General features: G+C 38.1%; 2 protein-coding genes. Both read right to left on the bottom strand.

Translation table 11 applies throughout. The features are described 5' to 3' along the window. Positions 1-92: 92 nt before the first annotated feature. Positions 93-983, bottom strand: a complete 891-nt coding sequence (locus GQR46_RS17425; protein ID WP_165741740.1) for a family 16 glycosylhydrolase — start codon at positions 981-983, stop codon at positions 93-95. 73 nt (positions 984-1,056) lie between these two features. Continuing rightward, positions 1,057-3,483, bottom strand: coding sequence for a glycoside hydrolase family 42 (locus tag GQR46_RS17420; protein WP_165741738.1), 2,427 nt, complete (start codon positions 3,481-3,483; stop codon positions 1,057-1,059). Between the last annotated feature and the right edge of the window lie 236 nt (positions 3,484-3,719).

Genomic DNA, 3,719 nt, shown 5'->3' with positions numbered 1-3,719 from the left:
TTAATAATATAAACATATGATGTTTATATTGGCAACAAATAAATTTTAATTTGGCTAATATTTACACTTTATTAGAATGGGCTTTAGGGTTTTTATTGCTTTAACCACGTTCTCACGTAATCAATTTCCATTGATGTTGGAAAACCTTGTGCAGACTGATTATCTGAAGGATAAAATTGATTACATTTCCATTGTGTATGCGGTGCGCGTAAGCCCTGCGATAATGTTAAGTTCATATCGCGGTGCCAGTACAAATTCTTTTTATAGCCAACCTGAACGTTATCTACATACCATGTAATGTCGTCTTTGGTTACATTAACCCCATAAGTATGAAAGTCTTCACTGGGATCAAATGGTAAGTGATAGCCATTATGGTTTGTTTCTGGCGAGCTACCAGGTCGCATCCACTTGGGTGCGCCATCTTTTATAACAATATTATGTAGGTCGTGGTCCGACTCCTGAAGCGTCTGTTTTTGAGTTAACTCAACTACATCTATTTCACTATATTGCACATCGCCTTCATTCGTTAAAGTACGATCTATTTTGCTGTACATCCAAAATGCAGGTGATACTCCCGGAAATTTATCCGCACCCTTTATACGTGCCTCATAATATCCGTAACTCCCTGTTGCTCTAGATTTAGCAACTCCCGAAGTGTAAAACAATCTATAATTAGGCACTTTTGTTTTATTACAGCCATCCCAAAACGTTCTTAAATGCGTTTCTCGTTTAGTGGTTAGTTTTAATATGCCTTCAGAAACACTGGCATTTTCATCTTTCCAAGACCAAACACCGTAGTTTTCTGTTTGAAAATTCCATTTTTCAGCATCTTTAATATCAAACTCATCTGAGCGTTCAGTTTGTAAAACCCAATTTTCGCCTGGTTGCGCAATATGAGGCATCGGCTGAGCATTAACCCCTGCACTACCAAGGATTAAGCTCAACGATATTGCTATTAGTTTAACCTTATTATTTGCTTTCATTTGCTATCCACAACTTAATGTATCGTGTTAATTGAAAAGCGAGCACATAGGGATGTACTCGCTAAAAAACTATTTATTGAGCTGTAACTTCAACAAGCAAGACACCCTCAGAAGGAATATCAAAGCTGGTATTCATTTTATTGCTCGTCATTAAGTTTTTAACATGAATAGATTTACCATTTTTAAGCGACAGATCAACGGTTGCTGTTGTGTGGCCTAAATTTAAAATATTAACCAGATAACTACCATTGTCTTGCTTAACAGTACGCCATGTTGTGGTTTTAAATGACTCACCATTATCTACGTTTACAACAACATCAGGCGTACTACCCGAAACCTCTGCAAGTGCAGTTTGTTTAATAGCTTCAACATCGGCCCCTTTTGGCATAACAATAAGCTTACCTTTACTGGCAACTAACTTAGCCTTACGCGGATGCCCGTACTCGTCTAAAGACAAGCTTTGCGCTGAGTCTAAAATAACGGTACCGCCTTTGTTTAAATACCCTTGAAGCGCTTTAAACTCTTCATCTGTAACAAAGTTATTGCGATAAACCAGTATTGCATCCCAGTTGCTATTGTCTTGCTTTTCGATTACATCTTTAGTTGCAAAACCAAGCGGGAAGCCTTCAAAAAATAAATTTTCGTAAAGTTTGTAGCCCTTTGTCATATAGTCGTTTGTATTAATTGCTGTTGTTTCAGAGTAAAACAAACGAAGTGGACGACGCTGCTCTCTAAGCTCAACAATTTCCTCAGAAAAACTATTAAGATCAAACATTACTTGGGTAACTTCGTTAGTTACATGTGGCTGCATATTGTTAGAACCCGCAAATGCACCGCCAAGACCTGGGTCAAAAAAGTCCAGATCGCCTTCTAAACGATCCTCTGGTGAACCATCTGGATCACGCGCCCAAAACCAGCCCATATTGGCATCCATACCAAGTAAAGTTGCAAGCCAATAAACACTACGTACATAACTTGTACGTGTGTCTAAATCTCGCCACTGACCCGATGATAAAAAATGAGACTCAGAATTTACATTAATTTTATTAGGCGCAACTGATTCCATAAAGTCATGAAACATAGTAACTATGCCCCAGTTATACGCGTATTTTTCAATCCACTTAGATGACTTACCTGGGCGAATATTTTCACTACCAAACGACTTAGCATCGTGCCCTACCATGGTTGTTAACTCAGCTAATGCTTCGGTATCAATACCGCCAGAGCGTGAATCGTCCATAAACATGCGTGGCATAATTTTTATATGGGTATCGGCGTCTTCATTTACAGAATGTAGTTCGTTTTGAACGTAAGTAAACCAGTCAGTGCTTCTGTCCATATTGTAACGCGTCCAGTCGTACCACTTAGGCTCGCCTTTAATCGCAGGATCAATCGGTATCTCAATAGCTACATCTGCAAACTGGCTAAAATGCGTTCCCCAGTTTTCATTTAGCTCGTTAATATCACCTTGGTATTTTTTATCTAACCAACTTCTAAACTTATTTAGTGTGTACGAAGAGATGCTGGTCATTTCTTCATATTTTTGTGTCCAGTGGCCTTTTTCGGCGTACCAATGCGGTTCGTTAGCTAACACAAACCCAACTTCAGTTACTTTTTTGCCTTTAGTAAGCTCACCCGTTTTACGAATTATTTTACCCCAAAGATCTCGCGCTAATGGGTTATCAATATCGAATCCTGTAAATAACGAACGGCCTTTTCTAACTTCTGGCTCTTGCTCTTCAACCCACTTTGGAATACCCATTAACCAGTAAACTAAAAAACCAATGTTGGTATCAGGGATGCGCGTTAACTCTTTCATTAACTCTTCGTCAAAAGTGCCATCTTCACGCACTAAAAATGAATTAATGGCACGGTCGTGATCTACCGGGTATAAGTCTTCACCGCCATGATAGAGCGCGCCTAAATGATCGTTATAAACATCTTTATTTGTAAGTGGCTGACCAACACTCTTTGAAAAATAGTCATATAAAAAAATAGGCTTGCCATTACTAACAAACATATTGTCTTGTGCTTTAGTATTTTGCCAATCGACCTTATTTACAGGGCGGCGTTTAATTTCGCCTGCAAGCTCTTTAGACAAGTCATCAATACCTTTATCTAAAATTTGAATTACTTTTTCGCGTTCAAAATTTGGTAACTCTTTTGCTAACCTTTCCTTGTCCGCAGCATAGTGGCGCTCGTAACCAAAAAGCTTTACAACCGCGTCGTAATTATTTTCATCCCAGTTAGCAAATTTTAAAAACTGCTCTGCAAACCAAACTACGCTTTCTTCACGAGTCACATCAATCTGTTTTGTTTGAGCTTGTTCCATCAGCTTTTTAAGTTTACTGATTTTTAAAAGAGCAGATTGCTCGTAACTATTTTGAGAAGCGCTTAGTGTTTCTGTGCTATCAACTTTAGCTACGCTTTCTTGCTGCGAGCATGCTGTTGTAAGTAGAAATAAGGGGGCTAGTGTGAAGCCTAATAGATGTTGTCTCATATTTTCTCCCGTTGAGGTCGTTATGTGTTAACAGGTTTTTGCACTGCTGTTATTATTTAATATCGACAACATACATCATATGTTTATATTTGTAATTCCTTTTCTTTCTGGAAAGTGAAGTATTTCATGATGGCACCACATACTTATCTAACTTAAATGTGAATGCTTTTTAGTCTTTATGATGGCGATCCTAATTGATAAAAACTATAAGGATTTAAAAATGAAAGTATTGAAGG

The organism is Pseudoalteromonas sp. Z1A6 (genome assembly GCF_011378745.1).
GTDB classification, from domain to species: Bacteria; Pseudomonadota; Gammaproteobacteria; order Enterobacterales; family Alteromonadaceae; genus Pseudoalteromonas; species Pseudoalteromonas arctica.
Note: the sequence above shows the minus strand (reverse complement) of the source record. Positions and strands in the feature narration are given on the sequence as shown.

Excerpts from the sequence above, each read along its gene's own strand:
- GQR46_RS17420 (WP_165741738.1), bottom strand. The coding sequence starts at position 3,483 with ATGAGACAACATCTATTAGGCTTCACACTAGCCCCCTTATTTCTACTT.
- GQR46_RS17425 (WP_165741740.1), bottom strand. The coding sequence starts at position 983 with ATGAAAGCAAATAATAAGGTTAAACTAATAGCAATATCGTTGAGCTTA.